The 15,599-nt window shown below is 59.6% G+C and carries 15 protein-coding genes and 1 pseudogene; 12 read left to right on the forward strand and 4 right to left on the reverse strand.

Annotated features, from left to right (window positions below):
• Window positions 1–31: 31 nt before the first annotated feature.
• Entirely contained in the window at window positions 32–1,105 is a 1,074-nt protein-coding gene (locus MAFF_RS00790) for a histidine kinase dimerization/phosphoacceptor domain -containing protein (RefSeq protein ID WP_044547298.1), read from the forward strand.
• Window positions 1,106–1,423: 318 nt separating this feature from the next.
• Here MAFF_RS00790 and MAFF_RS00795 read toward each other — a convergent pair whose 3' ends face one another.
• Both MAFF_RS00795 and MAFF_RS00800 read right to left on the reverse strand, forming a co-directional pair.
• The gene (locus MAFF_RS00795; protein WP_010916107.1) at window positions 1,424–1,828 is read right to left on the reverse strand and encodes a host attachment family protein; all 405 of its coding nucleotides are present in this window, start codon (window positions 1,826–1,828) and stop codon (window positions 1,424–1,426) included.
• A gap of 315 nt (window positions 1,829–2,143) precedes the next feature.
• Window positions 2,144–3,157 carry an ATP-dependent DNA ligase gene (locus MAFF_RS00800; RefSeq protein WP_010916106.1) on the reverse strand — a complete coding sequence of 338 codons (1,014 nt, stop codon included), beginning with the start codon at window positions 3,155–3,157 and terminating at the stop codon, window positions 2,144–2,146.
• A 411-nt stretch (window positions 3,158–3,568) separates the two neighbouring features.
• Between MAFF_RS00800 and MAFF_RS00805 the strand changes: the two genes are divergently transcribed.
• Window positions 3,569–4,111, forward strand: coding sequence for a cysteine hydrolase family protein (locus MAFF_RS00805; RefSeq protein WP_010916105.1), 543 nt, complete (start codon window positions 3,569–3,571; stop codon window positions 4,109–4,111).
• A 519-nt stretch (window positions 4,112–4,630) separates the two neighbouring features.
• Here MAFF_RS00805 and MAFF_RS00815 read toward each other — a convergent pair.
• Window positions 4,631–4,909 (reverse strand): hypothetical protein, encoded by a 279-nt coding sequence (locus MAFF_RS00815; RefSeq protein ID WP_010916104.1) that lies wholly within the window; start codon window positions 4,907–4,909, stop codon window positions 4,631–4,633.
• Between the two features lie 275 nt (window positions 4,910–5,184).
• Between MAFF_RS00815 and MAFF_RS00820 the strand changes: the two genes are divergently transcribed.
• The 3 genes from MAFF_RS00820 to MAFF_RS00825 all read left to right on the forward strand — a co-directional run bounded on the left by MAFF_RS00820 (window position 5,185) and on the right by MAFF_RS00825 (window position 7,348).
• Window positions 5,185–5,466, forward strand: coding sequence for a hypothetical protein (locus MAFF_RS00820; RefSeq protein WP_044547301.1), 282 nt, complete (start codon window positions 5,185–5,187; stop codon window positions 5,464–5,466).
• A 448-nt stretch (window positions 5,467–5,914) separates the two neighbouring features.
• The gene (locus tag MAFF_RS38900) at window positions 5,915–6,031 is read left to right on the forward strand and encodes a hypothetical protein (protein WP_157865854.1); all 117 of its coding nucleotides are present in this window, start codon (window positions 5,915–5,917) and stop codon (window positions 6,029–6,031) included.
• 294 nt (window positions 6,032–6,325) lie between these two features.
• The gene (locus MAFF_RS00825) at window positions 6,326–7,348 is read left to right on the forward strand and encodes a YihY/virulence factor BrkB family protein (protein ID WP_044547303.1); all 1,023 of its coding nucleotides are present in this window, start codon (window positions 6,326–6,328) and stop codon (window positions 7,346–7,348) included.
• 180 nt (window positions 7,349–7,528) lie between these two features.
• On the opposite strand, the gene MAFF_RS00830 is transcribed toward MAFF_RS00825, so the two are convergent.
• Complete coding sequence (locus tag MAFF_RS00830; protein ID WP_080511755.1) at window positions 7,529–7,999, reverse strand: outer-membrane lipoprotein carrier protein LolA; 471 nt, start codon at window positions 7,997–7,999, stop codon at window positions 7,529–7,531.
• Between the two features lie 197 nt (window positions 8,000–8,196).
• Here MAFF_RS00830 and MAFF_RS38905 point away from each other — a divergent pair, with 197 nt between their 5' ends.
• The 7 genes and pseudogenes from MAFF_RS38905 to MAFF_RS00865 all read left to right on the forward strand — a co-directional run bounded on the left by MAFF_RS38905 (window position 8,197) and on the right by MAFF_RS00865 (window position 15,532).
• Window positions 8,197–8,427 (forward strand): hypothetical protein, encoded by a 231-nt coding sequence (locus MAFF_RS38905; protein WP_157865856.1) that lies wholly within the window; start codon window positions 8,197–8,199, stop codon window positions 8,425–8,427.
• 1,085 nt (window positions 8,428–9,512) lie between these two features.
• Window positions 9,513–9,767 (forward strand): annotated as a pseudogene (locus MAFF_RS00840) (transposase); the annotation flags it as partial.
• A gap of 206 nt (window positions 9,768–9,973) precedes the next feature.
• Window positions 9,974–10,498 carry a hypothetical protein gene (locus tag MAFF_RS00845; RefSeq protein WP_010916097.1) on the forward strand — a complete coding sequence of 175 codons (525 nt, stop codon included), beginning with the start codon at window positions 9,974–9,976 and terminating at the stop codon, window positions 10,496–10,498.
• A gap of 15 nt (window positions 10,499–10,513) precedes the next feature.
• Window positions 10,514–10,927, forward strand: coding sequence for a phage holin family protein (locus MAFF_RS00850; RefSeq protein ID WP_010916096.1), 414 nt, complete (start codon window positions 10,514–10,516; stop codon window positions 10,925–10,927).
• Window positions 10,908–11,573, forward strand: coding sequence for a hypothetical protein (locus tag MAFF_RS00855; protein WP_010916095.1), 666 nt, complete (start codon window positions 10,908–10,910; stop codon window positions 11,571–11,573). The genes MAFF_RS00850 and MAFF_RS00855 overlap by 20 nt, the downstream gene beginning before the upstream one ends.
• A 737-nt stretch (window positions 11,574–12,310) precedes the next feature.
• Window positions 12,311–13,273, forward strand: coding sequence for an ArdC family protein (locus MAFF_RS00860; protein WP_010916094.1), 963 nt, complete (start codon window positions 12,311–12,313; stop codon window positions 13,271–13,273).
• A 144-nt stretch (window positions 13,274–13,417) separates the two neighbouring features.
• The gene (locus MAFF_RS00865; RefSeq protein ID WP_044547305.1) at window positions 13,418–15,532 is read left to right on the forward strand and encodes a ParB/RepB/Spo0J family partition protein; all 2,115 of its coding nucleotides are present in this window, start codon (window positions 13,418–13,420) and stop codon (window positions 15,530–15,532) included.
• Window positions 15,533–15,599: the final 67 nt, after the last annotated feature.

A 15,599-nucleotide genomic window follows, 5' to 3' on the forward strand; every position in this document is an offset into this window, starting at 1 on the left:
TATCTCCCCTATCGCTGATACTGATAGGGGTATGACATCGGATTCAGGGAAGCCCGAGGTGGTCGAACAGTTGCTCGACACGCCCGAACTTGCGACCGCGCTGGAGAGCGAACAGTTCAAGAAATTCCTCGACCAGGTGCCTATTGCGATCGCCGTTTCAGACCTCACCGAAACGGAGCGCGTAGTCTATGCCAATCCGGAATTCGAAAAACTCTCTGGCCTGAAGGCTGCCAGTCTCGCACGGAAAAACTGGACAGCGCTTGCCGGGACCGGAATCCGTGAGCAGAAGGACAAGGCGCTGGCCGAGCGCGTTGTCAATGAAACTGATTTCGTAGGTACTTTCCGCCTGGAGCGCGGCGCCGACGGACCGGCAGTCGTTGACGCCTACTCAAATTTGATAGTGGACGACGACGGCAAGACTTGTTTCCGGCTGGTTGCCTTGGTGGACGTATCCATTCACGGTGAAGAAGCGCCCTCGGTTGAGGAGCGTGTTCGGGAGAAGGACACCTTGCTTCGGGAACTGCAGCACAGGGTAAAAAACAATCTCCAGATGATCACCGCACTCATCCGGCTGGAGACCCGCAACGCAGCGGAGCCCGATCAGAAACGGTTCGAGAGGTTGGCCGGGCGCGTCGACGCTCTTGCGATACTCTACCAGGCACTGTCGAATGACGAGCAGAGCGATGAGATCGATCTCGGCATCTACCTCAGCCAGATAGCATCCGCGGTAATGGCTTCACATGCCGTCGAAGGCATACGCCTGGACATGAAGGTGGATACCTATCCCGTCTCGATCAATGTTGCGATGCCGACTGGGCTGGTTGTGAATGAATTGCTGACCAATGCGCTCAAACACGCCTTCAAGGGACGAGAAGGCGGCACGATAACGCTTCACAGCGTGGTCGATGGCGACGGATGCCGCATCACTATTGCCGATGACGGAATTGGCTTGCCGCAGGGCGAGATATGGCCGAAGCCCGGCAAGCTCGGCGCTCTCATCGCGCGCTCCTTGACCGAGAACGCCAAAGCGCACTTCGAAGTCAAATCCAACGCCAGCGAAGGGACGAGGGTCACCATCGTTTTCAAACGTTCGGCCGCGAACTGACGTTGTTCTATGCTGCGGTTTGAATGGCTTGGTCGGCCCAAAGACGCCCGACCGTGCGAGGCCAACTCCATGAGGTTCACTCACGGCGATTTGCTCGTCCATGCCAACCGTCGCGCTGAACGCTTGCGCCCGCCGCGCCCGGTCCACGCGGAATGGTGGAACGGCTCCATGGACTTGACGGCAATATCGTCGCTCCGCGGCACCCCGTTAGCTTGCCTTGGGCGCGGGTATGACGAGCCACACCCGCGCCATCTCGAATTATTCAACGGGTCCCGGGGCATGTCGGCCGCATGCACAAGGCCAGAGGCTCCCGGCCAGCTAAGCGGCGGCAACCACCTTTTGTATCTCATGCGCTGAATGCCCCGTAAGATCCTTGGGGATCTCGCCTACGAGCACGGCCGAAAGTTTCTGGTGGTAATGCTTGCGAAGTTCCCCAAGCGTTCGCGGGGCAGCGATGACGATCAGGTTGGCGATCCGACCGCCGAGGACCTGTCGATTGAGCAGATCAGCGGTACCGGCCGCAAAACTGTCTTCCTCGATCTGACTGCTGTCCGGGTTCGAGGAACTGCTTTGATGTCGCGCGCCTGAGCCCTTGTTGTCATTTGTCACGTCTTCGGCCGCCGAAGCTGTCAGCTTTGGATTGGCTTTGTCCCCGGAGTTGCGAAATAGGTTGAGCTTCTCGCCGTCAACGACCGCGACAGTGGCGCCTCTAGGAATATCCATTGGTAAGTCTCCGAATTGCGCCAGTTCTTGCCATCCGATAGATGCCCTGCTGACGTCAGGCTCAACGCCTCAATTCAACATTGGATGCCTTAGGCCTGCTCCTGATTGCGGATGACGTAGAAAACACTGTGTGGCGTGTGACTTCGGCGGCCCCAGCGTCATAACGTATTGTCGCATTCAAGCGGCGCGTAACATCTCGCAAGGAACCCAGATGCGGTCTTCTGAAGCGGCGCCGATCGCCGATGCGAAGGATAGGGACACGCATCGGTTCCCATTCAGAACATGATTACCGCGATTGATCGAGAAGGTCTCAGACTATTCTAACTGCTCGAACGTACATTGGAGCGGCGCCTTATCCGGACGCCAGCGCACGAGCTTTGTTCCATGCCGGAAGCGGTCGCCGGTAACATGGTCGAAGCGAACTTCGACAACCAATTCCGGTCTGACGGGTTCCCATTCGCCGCTACGCTCGGTGCTCCAACGGCTCGGGCCGCCCGGCGCCTTGCCGGTGAAGCCGGATCCGCCGCGCAGGTTTTCGAGCTTTTCCGTCAGCACCGCGCGCTCGTCATTGGCGATGGTGGATGTGAACCCTACATGGTCGAGCAGACCATCGCCATTGTAGAGGCCGAGCAGCAGCGATCCAACCTGTCGTTTGCCGTTCAGATAGCGGAACCCACCCACCACGCAGTCGGCGGTGCGCAGGCGCTTTACCTTCACCATCGCGCGTTCGCCCGGCCTGTAGGGACCGTTGAGCAACTTGGCCACGACGCCGTCGATGGAACCACTACCGGCGCCCTTCAACCAGTTGTCGGCTGTCGCCAGGCTGGTGGTGGCCGGCGAAAGCCGCAAGGTCTTGGTCTTTGCCTTGGCAACCAAGTCTTCAGCTTCTGCGCGCCGATCACGCAATGGCAGTTCCATCCGCGGCCGACCTTCCGGAGCCACGAGCATATCGAAAACGACCAGGCGTGCGGGAGTTTCCCGACTGAGCTTGCGGATGCGGCTCTCTGCTGGATGAAGCCGCATCTGCAGCGCGTCGAAAGAGGCACGGCCCTCGATCTCGATTATGATTTCACCGTCGATGACGAATTCCGTTGCCGCAAGCGCACTCAAGGCCGCCATCAGTTCGGGAAAATAACGACCAAGCGGTTTGCCGGATTTTGCCCTGAGGTCGACGGCCTTGCCGGCCTTGAAGGCGAGGCAACGGAAGCCATCCCATTTCGGTTCGTACTGCCAGGGACCATCGTCCCGCGGCAATACCCCTGCGGCGCGCGCTTCCATCGGCTGCGTGTTCAACGGCAAGGGAAACTCGACGTCGTATACCGCTACCATCGCTCTTCCATATCGCGATAGGGGACGGTCCACGCCGCAGCAAACCCAGCTGAGCCGCCGTTCCTGGCTTTGCCATGAAACTTCGCCAGAAGGCAGCCAAAGGCGCTGCCGGTCGCACGCCGGCACATGTCGCAACGGCGGTAACGCGCGCGTGGATCGCCTGTCCCCCGATAACGGATTTTTCCGCGGAGGCATGGGCCTGTGCGCTCGATAGCAATGGCACGGGTGGAATTCCCTGTTGTGTCCATCCAATTTGAACGCGCGGCGCCGGAACTGGTTTCCAAAGGAACGCGTAGCCGGGCAAGGCGTTTGTCCCACATTGCGGGGATCAACCATTGAATCTCAAGAACCGCTGCGGCTCGCCGAAACAGATGTTGTCCTGCTTGGCGCTCGTGAGGTCTTTGCGTCGATATGCAAAAGCTGTTCGCCGAGCCATCCGAACCGGCGACGCCCTGGATCACCCGAGTCCTTCCAAGAATTGCGAGCCTTGTCGAAAGGAAAGCCGAGCAAACGATCTTCACCCGCTTTATTCCGGCTGCAAGGGTCGGGCAGGGCACCGGGACCTGGAAGCGCTATCACGAGCGCTGGGCATCGATGACGATGGAGGCCGTCGGCCCGGAGATGGTGGAACTGCTGCCGCCACTGCCTGCATTCACTCCGCTGGCGAAGATAATCGACAAGCATATTTATTCGCCGTGGCCGGAGGGAAGGTTGCAATCCGAACTCGCTGGACGTCGGATCGATACGTTGGTGACCACGGGGGCGAAACCGATGTCTGCGTTCTCGCGACCGTTCTTGGCGCGATCGATATCGGGTATGGTCGTTCTGGTCACCGATGCGCTTTGCAGCTCTTCCGACGCCACCCATGACGCGCTGATGACCGTCTATCACCAGCGTTTCGCCCAACAGGTCGAGACGGCGGGGATGGAGGCAGTTCTCTCTGCCTGGAATTGACGAGCACTACCGCTAAGCTCCGAGGTCGATCAACGCGATTTCGGGACGCTTGCTGCGCCGAAGTTGGATAGGTGGTCCAGCCCTCCAGCGTTCGGCTGCACTGACCCTATCAGCAGATAGCCACCGCGCGTCGATCCAACGCCGAGACCAGGCACGGCATCGACATGAAGGCACGGTCGGCCGCTGCCGTCCACTGCGATTTCGCCGATCTCGCTCAGCATTTCGCATTGCTGATCGACGGGGATTCGCGATGGGACTTGGAGCGACCCCCGCGTATGCTCGATATTGCTTTCATCAAAGAGCATGCGCGCACGTGCCGAACTGGCGCGGAGGTCTACAGTGGCGCCCCAGCGGCCGGCGGACAGCGTCTACCGGTGCGGCTGCGCTGTGCGTCGTTGCATCATCAAGCGCCAGGACCGGTTTCGCGATACCCGTAATCACCAGCGATGTCTCCGCGTCCTCGGGTCTGGAGAAGTTTCTCGAGATCTTCGTAGCCCCGGAGCGAGCATTTCGAGCCGCTTAACGCCGATCGAAATCGGCAAGTCCGAGGCGTCGTCGTTGGCCTTCGGCATAGGCCAGGGCGAACGACTCAAGTACGAAAGTTCGAGTTAGCTCTTCGTCGCCATCAACCACACGGACGAACCACTCACCGCAGGCTTCGAGCACTTCAACACAAGGATTGACCTTGCTGCCAGGCGTCAAGCTATCCATCGCAAGCTCCATGGAAAGCAATGGTGAAACGTCAATTTTGTATCGTTTGGCGGAAACGGTCTTCAATATCAAATGTGCGTCGGACATTAGACGTCTCTAAAAGTTGATCCCTGCGGAAGAGCGCTGTCCTCCATCGCCTGCCGAAGATCTAGTCGTCGGTCCGCGGCCTTGGCCGAGAAGGCACTGGGTTAACATTGCGGCTGAGAATGACCGACCCAAGTCGGCAAACGTCTTGAAAAACCCGGAGTGGCGCACACGGTGCCGAACAGGCAGAAACCGATAGGCGCTCGGAACCGAGTTCCGCGAGCGACGTTTTTTTTCCGGAGGTCACGTCCAGTGACCTGACGATGGAGGATAGAGAAATGAACATCAAGATGCTCACTCTGGGCGCTACGGCGCTTGCAATGATGGCGGGTTCAGCCCTTGCCGCTGGCAACACCTCTGCACTTGACGATCCGGCCAAGATGTCGCCGTTCTTCACCGATGCCGGCATGAAAACTTTGAAGACGGAAAAGGATTTCAAGGCCGCATGGACGGCGATGAAACCCGATGAACAGAAAGCGGTGTTGAAAGATTGCGGCGATACCACGCTGAACAAGTCGCACGCAGATTTCTGCGCCATGGCAAAGAAGATGGGCGGCTGACGCCGAGCCTGGCGTGGAAGGCTGACACGCCTCCAAGTTGATGCTTTACATCCGGCGCCGCTTCGCACCGAAGGGGCGCCGGGCCGAGTAGAAAGGCCTCAGCAACCGTCGTCGATAAGGATGGCGGGATCGCGCGGAGGTACGTTTAGTTACACTGCCTTCACCAGCGAACATTGCGGCTGCGGCCAGGAGCAAGGTGGCGCCCCTGATATGAGTTGCCTGCCAAATGGGTTTGCGGCCAGCTGAACGGCCGTAAACTAAGGGGTGTCGTGCTTAGTGATGTCTCCAGCGGATCCGGGGTTTCGAAAAGCCTTCCGGAACTGAAGCCGTTTCCCGCCGACAACTCCTTCGATCGGGTCCTTGTTTATTCGGGCGGCGAAGGAGCCGATGAGGCTCGGCGACGGGGCTCAGTTCGCCCTCCGATGCCGGGCAGCTCGAACGTGCGCTGATGAACCTTGTTGTCAACGCACGCGATGCCATGCCGTCGGGTGGAACTATCAGCGTGCTTGCGCAAAATCGTTCCCAGCACCCTGTTCAGTGCGGGAACATGCAACAAGTGGAATGAGAAGGCTTAATACGAGCAATGTCCTTTTCATGAGTCGTCCTCCAGCAGCCCGAAAAGTGAGCCGGATATTAAATGCGCGGTTCCCGCTTTGGATCCACCTCTCTCTAGTTTAGATCTGGCTAACGATGGTTTTTGACGGGTCCATATGGGTATCTCGGCGGGATGCCCGAATGCGGACCTCGATTCCCGCCGCCTTTCGGCACCCTCGGATCTACCCAAGCCAAGCGGAACATCCGAAGCGTCGACGCATTGCTAGTGAGGACATGGAGCTCTGTCGGTTTTTTAGGGACCAACATGCCCCTAGCTTTCAAGGATGTTTGGAACGTTGCGCGCGAAGCCGTGGTTGGTTTTGTCGACGACGATGCCCTTAGTCATGGCGCGGCGATGGCCTTCTACGCCACGACTTCGCTTGCACCGGTCCTGTTGATCGTGGTCGCGATCGCTGGTTTGGCTTTCGGTCATGACGCTGCGCAGTTGGCTCTATCGGCACAGATTTCGGGTCTTATGGGAGCGGGGAGCGCGGGGATCCTCGAAGACATCCTGAAAGGGGCGTCTGCGAAATCGTCGGGAACCGTGGCGGCGATCCTAGGCACGGTCACTTTGTTCATAACCGCCTCGGGTGTCTTTGGCGAAATGCAGCAGTCGCTCAACAAGATATGGAAGGTTGAGCCGAACGGCGGTTCGATTTCGCGCCTTGTTCGGGCCCGCGCAGTAAGTCTGGGTCTTGTGGCTGCACTCGGTTTCATGCTGCTCGTATCTTTGGTGGCGAGCGCCGCAATCTCGACACTCGGCGACTTCATCAGCGCTCGATTGCCTTTCGGCACAATCGTTTTGAGTGTCATCAATACCTTTGTTTCCTTTGTTCTGATTTCTGCGATGTTCGCCGCGATCTATAAAGTGTTGCCCGACCGGACCTTGAAATGGCGCGATGTCGCAATTGGCGCTTTGGTGACCGCTGCCCTGTTCACGATCGGAAAATCACTAATTGGTTGGTACCTTGGCACAAGCGCCGTTGCATCATCATACGGGGCTGCGGGAGGACTGCTCGTTATCCTGCTGTGGGTCTACTATTCGTCGGAAATTTTCCTGCTCGGAGCAGAATTCACCCGCGCCTTTTCCATCCGACATGGAAGCAGATCCGATCTGGCCAGGCTAGTTCCCCAGCCGTTGCCGGCAGACACGGCGATCCCGGCTCGCAGCGAGCGAATGGCTCTCGATGATAAAAAGGGCAAGTCGGGCGGGGTTTTGGCTGTAGTCGCCGTGGCCTCCGTGAGTGCGACGATAACCGCTATCGTGCTGGGTCCACGCCGCCCTTAGCATTTGTTGATGAAAACGCATGTCGACGAAGCCGGTAGGCAGGAGTGTCGGAGACTAGGAACGCTATGAGCATGAACAATCACCCAGGGCCCCTGCCTCGGAGGGTTTCCGCGTTTGCTACGGAACGCGCCGGCCTCTTGCCAGTTCGTCAAGTCACTTCAGCAGCTTGTCGGCAGGCCGTTATTTCGTTGTGGTGTTGAATTCGCGGTTTGCTGCATAGTCGATGGTGAAGGTGCCTGGAGGAGCGCGAACGCCCTCCTTCACATTAGAGATAGTCACTGTCGTCCTCTGCCCTCTTTCGTCGGTGAGGCTCCATCTGCGTAGATGGAGCGATTTCTTGTCGAAGACCACCGTGATGTTCGAGTTTCCGAAAGCCGACCTGTCGGCCAGCTTAATGATAACCTGGTCACCATCGTCTCTGATGCCTTTGACGCGGTTGCCAGAAAATTCGACCTTGTCGTCCAGGAGGAGTTTAAGCGGCGTCTTCGAGAGGGCATAAAGGTGCGACGTCTTGAGCTTTTTGTTATAGATTACGACGGATTTTCCATCTGCAATCAAGCTGACCCCGGATTGGCCTGCATAGTCGAACCGAAGCTTGCCCGGGCGTTGGAAAAAAAATCTACCGCTGGTCTTTTCCGCCCTCTCGCCGATTGCAACACAAAGCCCGGCTCGGCTGGCGTGCTCAAGCTGCGACCAACCGCCAACAACCGTACCTTACCTCATTGCTGTGAATTCGGTTTAGCTTTCGCCGATGGCTGCATCGCAACGCGTTCATGCCCGGCTCTCCAAGCGAGAGCCGGGCCAAAAGGCTGCGGTCAGTAACCGCCATTCTCCTGCTGAATAACAACGTGGCGGTGACGATGGTGCGATCGGTCCATCGGGCTTCGGATAACAACCGCGTCGGAGCGATGGTGGCGACGACCGTGATCGAAGAAAGCAATTTCACCATGGTGGCGGTGATGGAGGCGATGTCCGTCACGATAGACCACGACACGATCATTGTTCCAGTGATGGTGTCGGTGGTGCCGATGGGTCTGAACTACGATCGCGTCGGCCGAGGCGACCGAGGGCACAAGTAGGCACAGTGCCAAAGCACTAAGAATGGCGACTTTCATTTAAGATCCTCAACGATTTAACATGGCCCTTCGCCTGCTTAACATCGTCGGATCGCTTTGGTTCCGCACGTTGAAGGAAGCCTTGGGAGGGTGTTCTGGTTTGCTACGCAAATAGGCCCCGACTCTCTGGACAACGCACCGGCCTATCAAGAGCCGAACTGAGAGAACGGTGGCGGCATTTCAAAGAAGGATGTCCTGACGACGTTACCGCGGGACCCGCTGGGGGCGTTGAGAGGTGACCGAGTGTCGGCCGATGGCCAAGGTCCGATGCGAGTGTTGCGCATTCCTAGACGCAATTTCGGAGGTAAACGGATGTTCGTTGCCGCGCCCTCCAAGGATCTCGGTCGTGTTACCGGCCATTTCAACGGAATAAAGTAGCCAAACCCGCTAAAGCCGGCCGAGGGCGACGCCCTAAAATACGGCCCACCTATGGAACATTAGGCAGTCCGAAATGTTGATTTCGACGCAATGACCAGATGGCAGGCAAAATAGCGTGACCTGCCTATTATTTTGGAGTCCGATCGATGCACAGCATAATCTACCTTGTAGGGCTAGTCGTCGTTGTTCTCGCAGTGCTGAGTTTTTTTGGCCTCAGGAGATAGGCACGGCGAGTGGGAGGCATGATCGTTGAGGGATCACAGCTCTCCAGGCTAGGCAACCGACCCATCGATGCCCGAACTGATGATTGCCCTGCGGCCGCAGTGGCGATGATGCCTGATTGAATGAGCCCGAGGAACGCTTCGCAGACATCCTCCTAGGGCTCTTGGCGGGACATCAAGGGCACAGCCTTTGTGCAAACGTTGAAGCGGCGTGTTGTAGTCTCGACCTGGGGCCAATGCGTTTAGAACACGGTCTCCACGCCAAGCGCGTCGGCGAGCCACAAGCCGAAGGACGCCTCGCCATCGGTTTCGGTGACGCTTTTGTGCTGCGTCAAGCCAACCACCCAGCGCTTGGCGCGCTCAAACAGATGCTCGTGGTCGCGTTACCCATCATGTTCCCGGCCAATTGGCAAAATTCGATAGTAGACGTTGGGAACGGGGCCTGATGCAGCCGATCGCATCCGCGAACTGATCCAGGAGCAGGGCGCGACGCCCAACATCCCGCCGAAGAGCAACCGGCGCTGGAAGCCCTGCTTCAGCAAGCGGCTCTACCGCGAGCGCAACCTTATTGAGCGCTTCTTCTCCAAGCTGAAGCACTTCCGCCGCGTCGCGACCCGCTACGACAAGCTCGCCGCCAACTTCTTCGCCATGATCCAGCTCGCCTCAATGCGCCTGTGGCTCCGCGCTTATGAGTCTACGGCCTAGCGTTCGCGGACGCGTTCCGACGTTCTGCCTAACGCTCTGCGCGAGGATGATGCGACTGGCCGAGAACGGCGGACGAGCGCCCGTAATCGCGTTCAGCGGCTGCGGTGATCCGGTCAGCGGCGAATGCTCGATAGGCTTTATTCGTCGGGGGCAGGAACCGCTTGATGGCGGCGAAGTTCAATTCTTAGGAACAGGAGTTAAATATCATGGACACGCCAACCACAGACGACTTTACGGGACCAGGTACCGCCAACGAGAACGGCTGGCGGGGCAACGCGGACGGCGAACGAGCCGAGACGAGCAAAGAAGCTCTCGGCAAGCTCAAGACAAGTGCGGCGGAGACCGCGTCGCATCTGAAGACCGCCGCCGCCTCGGTGTCGAGCGACGCCAAGGATTATGCCGGGTCTGTCGCCGCTGAAGCCGCGGGCGCCTTCAAGGACGCAGTCGAGTCCAACAAGACGGCGGGCGCCGACGCTATTGCCAACATCGCCCATTCCGTGAAGGACGCGGCGGACGGCATCGAAAAGCAATCGCCGCAGGTCGCAAGCATGGTGCGCAGTGCTGCCGAAGGCGTCGAGCGGATCTCTACCGATATCAGGGACCGCAACGTTGGCGAGTTGCTCGATTCCGTCACGAAATTCGCGCAGCGTCAGCCTGCCGCCTTTTTCGGGGTCGGCATCCTGGCGGGCGTGGTCCTGACGCGAATGATGCGAAGTTCTGATCGGTCCTGAGGAAGGATCATTCGCATGGATGATGGAACGGATCACCGGCCCTTGGTGAGCGTGCTCGGCCAAGCGGTAAGCCAATTTGGCTCGTTGATGCGCCTCGACCTGCGCCTGCTTGAGGCGGAAATGCGAGCCAAGTCCACGACGCTCGTGTCTTCGGGCGCATGTGGGATGGCCGCTGCCATGTTTTTTGCGCTGGCGGCGTTCGCACTGGTTCAGTGTCTCATCCTTGCGATGATCTTTTTAGGGATTGGCCCGATGCTCGCCTGTCTGGTTGTTGCAATTGTCTTGATCGGGGCCGGCCTCATGTCCCTCTATCTGGCCAAGCGTGCGCTGACCGGATGGACGATCACGCCCGTCGAGACGGTCAATCAGGTGCGGACTGACTTCGCGGCCTTGAAGCAGGGAATACGCTATGGCTCAACTCAGCAATGAAATCAGGGACATCCTGGTGCGGAGCCGAACTGAACGGCAAGCGCTGTTCGGCCCGGTGAGCGAGGTGAGCCGCCGGCTGCAACCCAGGCATTTGGCGGACGTTTCCACGCACTACGCCAAACAGAAAGTCGCCGGGGTGCTGGGTGGCATCTCGGATGCCGTCAAGGAGAATGGCGGAACAGCGGCCGCTGTGGCATTGGGCGCAGTCGCCGTTTTTGATGCGGGACGAAGGAGTGCAGACGGCAAAGTCGCTGCTGGCCGTGTCGAAGCACCCACGGCCAAGTCGACGAGCGGCGGAGATGGCGATGCAGGGTCAATGGGCTATCAGTCTGGCAAGCGTCGCGCCGTTACCAATCTCGATCGGGCCAAGATGATCGCCGGATCGGCGGTAGGAGTGTTGGTAGGCCATGTCATTGGCCGGGCCTTTAAGCCAACGGCCAAAGAGCGCGCGCTGTTTGGCGAGTTTGCTCACGAAGCTCGGGAGGTGGCGGCAAAATTCGTCGGTGAGCATAAGCGCGGTGCAAAGATTGCGGCGGCGGAGGCCTTCGGCTTCGCGCGATATGGCGCCACCTTCCTGGCGGTCCTTGCGGCGGCCAGCGACTATTTCGTCAGCAACGAAGAGATCCGGGACACCTCCGAGAAGTAGTTGTCAGCCAGCCCCAGGCGCACCGAGCCGGAACTCCTGACCGTCTGAGCGCGTAATTTTCAGCCTCGAATGGGAATGTCAGCGTGTTGCCATCGGCCGTTACGCGGACGGTCGCCGTGTCGCTGTGTCTGAAACGGCCGGCGCTTATCCTCGGGGTCTGCCTGCGGCAAACGGCATAGGACGGCCAATTGGAACGAAGGCGGCCGGTGGCTTGTATGCGTCGTTGCGAATAATGAAGCGACCGGCAGCAGGCAAGCGAGGCAGCGACAAACTGACAGCAAGGTGGGGCGAGTTCAGTGTACGTTATGGGCTGACGGATCGTCACTACCGAGGCTAGGTCAAACCACGATGCTTCTGAAGCGGCCTGGATGCCTTTCATGACGGCCTGGGTGCCGACATGCCACCTTCTTCGGAGATATTTTACAGGTGTAGCGACATCCGTTTTCGATCCGGCGCCCTTCGCCGGGGGCGGTCGGTCCCGCATCCCGCCTGGCGGCGGCGCTATGCTGATGCTCCTTCGGCCGCCCTGTTCAACCGGTCTCAGGGCCACGAACGTGCTCCAGCACCGAACTGACTTGGTCCCACTGACGGACATTTCGGTGCCTGCGCTTTGTACGTCCTTTTCATTTGGTCGGGAGGATGGCTCTCCCGACCGAGAGTTAGAGGATGGGGCAGGTTTTTCGCGACGGGTCGAAAGCGGAAGGAGAGGCCTTCGGCTCCCGTCGCGGAGAATCGCGATGTCTGTCCGGACCAATCGAACACATGACGCCGCCGACCGGTCGAACCTCTACGACGAGATCACCGGCAAGATAATTGCCGAGCTGGAAGCCGGTCGTTTTCCTTGGGTCCAGCCATGGGGGGCTTCCGCCGCAGACGCGTCGCTTTCCCTGCCTACGAATGCGAGCACCCATCGTGCGTATAGCGGGATCAATGTGCTCATCCTCTGGGATGCCGTCGTTGAATGCGGGTTCCCCACGCAGAATTGGATAACCTATCGACAGGCGTTCGCGCTCGGCGGGAACGTCCGCAGAGGCGAGCACGGGACAACGGTCGTCTATGCCGATCGTTTTGTCCCGGATCACGAGAAGAAGCGCGCTCGCGATACGGGCGAGGATGCTCAAGCCATACCGTTCCTCAAGCGCTTCACCGTTTTCAACATCGAGCAATGTGAAGGGCTCCCTGACGAAGTCGCAGCTTCGGCCCCGCTGTCAGTGGCAAGCCCGATCGAACCGCGTGTCGAGGCGCTGATCAATGCCACCGGTATCGACTTCCGGATTGGCGGCGACAGGGCGTTTTATGTGCCTGCCCACGATTATATCCAGGTGCCTCCGCCCCAAGCTTACTTCGAGCCGATCAATTGGCATCGGACAGCCTTGCATGAGCTCGGTCATGCCACCGGCCATGGTTCACGCCTGGATCGCAAATTATCCGGCTCTAGCGCCTCCAGGAAGTATGCGTTCGAGGAGCTCGTGGCAGAAATCAGCGCGGCTTTCTGCTGCGCGACCCTTGGCATCGTGCCCACGGTTCGGCATGCCGACTACATCGGCACATGGCTGGAGGTTTTGCGCGAGGACAACCGCGCCATCGTCCGCGCCGCCAGCCAGGCCAGCAAGGCGGCCGACTGGCTTCTTGGCCACCTGCCGGCGGAGGCCGAAGCATCCATCGGGCTGGGCGCAGGCAATGATAGATCGGCGGCATAACCTTCGCCGACCGACGTGCGCGCTCGGCTGTCGACCAACGGTATGTCGGATTGTGCAGGCAGGAGAGGGAGAGGGTTGGAGGAGTCTTGTGACGGGTTCAAAGCCGAGAGAGAGGCTCGCGGCGGCCCGTCGCGGAGACCTTCAATGACCACTGCCGTTCAAAAGATCACGCTGTCGTCCTCGCGCGACATCCCCTTCAGCAAGCTGGTCCTCGGCCAGTCCAATGTGCGTCGCATCAAGGCAGGCGTCTCGATCCAGGACCTGGCTGCTTCGATCGCTCGCCGCGGGTTGATCCAGAGCCTACACGTTCGACCTGTGGTTGATACCGATGGCCAGGAGATGGGGATGTTCGAGGTACCAGCCGGCGGCCGCCGATATCGCGCCCTCGAGTTGCTTGTGAAGCAAAAGCAGCTTGCCAAAACAGCGCCGGTTCCCTGTGTCGTCGGCAGTTCTTCCAGCGCCATTCTGGCGAGGGAAGTCTCACTGGCAGAGAACGTCGAACGCGCGCCACTTCACCCGCTGGATCAATATCGGGCCTTCAAGGATTTGCTCGACCAGGGTATGTCAGAAGAGGAGATTGCGGCTGCTTTCTTCATCTCGGTCAACGTCGTCAAGCAGCGGCTCAAGCTCACGACCGTTTCGCCCGCGCTTCTCGACGTCTATGCCGAGGACGGCATGACGATCGCCCAGCTTGAGGCATTTTCGGTCAGCAGGGATCATACAAGACAGGAGCAGGTCTGGGAGGCGATCAAGAACAACTGGTCGAAAGAGCCATACCAGATCCGCCGCATGCTCACCGAGAACACAGTGCGCGCCTCCGACAAGCGGGCCGTGTTTGTCGGCCTGGAGCGCTATGAGGCGGCGGGCGGCGAAGTGCTGCGCGATCTGTTCCAGTCGGATGATGGCGGCTGGCTGCAGGACGTTCCGCTGCTTGAACGGCTGGTGAAGGACAAGCTCCAGATGATGGCCGACGAAATAGCCAACGAAGGTTGGAAGTGGATCGAAGTCGCCGTGAGCTTCCCCTATGGCGCGGCCGACGGCCTGCGTGAGCTCGAGGGCGCACCGGTTGACCTCAGCAGCGAGGAGAAGGCAACGCTCCACGCGCTTCGCGACGAGCTCAGGAGTCTACAAGCGGAGTACGAGGAAGCTGATGAATTGCCCGATGAGGTCGACCAGCGCTTTGGCGAACTCGAATCCGCGATCAAGACGCTCGAGGCGCGCCCGGTCCGTTTCGATCTCGCCGAAATTGCGCGTGCGGGTGTCTTCGTCAGCATCGACACGGACGGAGCAATTCTCATCGAGCGCGGCTATGTGAGGCCGCAGGATGAGGCGCCCGTGACACCCGAGGGCGACAACGATCCCGGCACCGACGGGTCCGACGTCGAAGCGACGGGTTTGGTTCAGCGGGCCGTCATCACCATCGGTGGCCCGCCGGCGGGCCCGGAGGAGGATGATGAGGATGGCATCAAGCCGTTGCCGGATCGCCTGATCACGGAACTGACCGCGGATCGCACCCTGGCTCTGCGCGACAAGCTCGCGAACGATCCGGCAACCGCTTTTCTGGCCGTGCTTCACAAATTCGTCCGTGACGCTTTCTCTGGCTACAGCGCGCAAGGCGTGGCGATGGAAGTATTTGTCCGCGGCACGGTCTTTCCGGTCCAGTCCGAAGGGCTTCGGGATACGAATTATGCGCGCTCGATCAAGAACCGCCACGAGGCCTGGGAAAAGCGTCTTCCAACGGACGTCGCCGACCTGTGGGACTCACTCTCTGCACTGACGGGTACCGAGCAAACTGAGCTGTTCGCGCATTGCGCATCCCTCGGCGTCAACGCCCTCTACGAAAGGGCCGATCGCTACGGTAACGGCGCCATCTCGACGCACGGTGTCCAACAGCGCCTTGCGGATGCCGATCACCTTGCTCGGGCAGTTGGGCTCGACATGATCGCCGCCGGATGGCGCCCCACTGTCGGCAACTATCTCGGCAGTGTCACCAAGGCGCGTATCCTCCAAGCCGTTCGCGAGGGTGCTGGGGAGCGCGCCTCCCAGCTCATCGATCACCTCAAGAAGGGCGACATGGCCAAGGAAGCCGAACGGCTGCTCGCCGATAGTGGCTGGCTGCCCGAGCCTCTGCGGCTTGCCGACGTTGATATCGAAGCAGTCGGCAGCAACGCTGGCGACGAGGATGAGACGCTGCCGGAATTCTTGGCAGGAGGCGACGCCGGCGATGAGGACGTAAAGCAGCTCGACGCTGCCGAGTAGGCCCGGCGCCACTCGCCATCCGAACGCCTGGTACTCGCAAGAGTGCCGGGCGTTTTTTGTTCTGTCT

The sequence above is a fragment of the Mesorhizobium japonicum MAFF 303099 genome, assembly GCF_000009625.1.
In the GTDB taxonomy this organism is placed as follows: domain Bacteria; phylum Pseudomonadota; class Alphaproteobacteria; order Rhizobiales; family Rhizobiaceae; genus Mesorhizobium; species Mesorhizobium japonicum.